The following is a 603-nucleotide window of genomic DNA, read 5'->3' as shown; positions in this document are numbered from 1 at the left end:
CGATTTGCCTGCCAGTCAGCACCCTGTAGTAATCTTGCACGAGGATCTCCCCACCGGTTACTGCCGGTAACGTAGACATCCCTCCGTCTCAGACTATCCTGCAGTTTACTGAGAAAGCAGAGCGTGTATCCCCTTCGGGTGATATGTTTTTCCTTGTTAATCACCAGCCGTTTCCATGACCGACTGATAATTTCCGTTGGTGCGTCGTCAAAAAACTGCCGCCGTGAGCTGAACTCCCGGCTGAGGTAGTCACAGGCATTCAGAGTGGTAACCCCGGCAGGTGCGGATGAAAATTTAACGGTATTCAGCAGATGGGGCAGGAAACGACGAACGCGCCCGTACTGCTCCACCATTTCTTCATGAAAATTATCGTCTGAGGGCCGGGCAATTTCACGGACAAGCGTGATGATTTCAGCCAGCTTTTGCCTTGGGATGTAGCTGAACACCTCAGCACGAATCGATTCGTCCGGTGTTTCTTCTTTCAGCAGGTACGAACATGCGCTGGCGAGCGCCAATGCAGATTTATCCAGATCCTTCAGCGAGCGGAGCCGTTTTTTCTGCCCAATCTTTCTGGCGTCACGGATGATAACGGCCAGCATGGCG

The 603-nt window shown here is 52.4% G+C and carries 1 pseudogene; it reads right to left on the bottom strand.

From position 1 onward, the window contains the following. A pseudogene (locus MKP05_RS21430) lies at positions 1 to 603 on the bottom strand (Tn3 family transposase); the annotation flags it as partial.

This window comes from Halomonas flagellata (genome assembly GCF_022487945.1).
Lineage (GTDB): Bacteria > Pseudomonadota > Gammaproteobacteria > Pseudomonadales > Halomonadaceae > Halomonas > Halomonas flagellata.
This window is presented reverse-complemented; position numbering and strand designations above follow the sequence as displayed.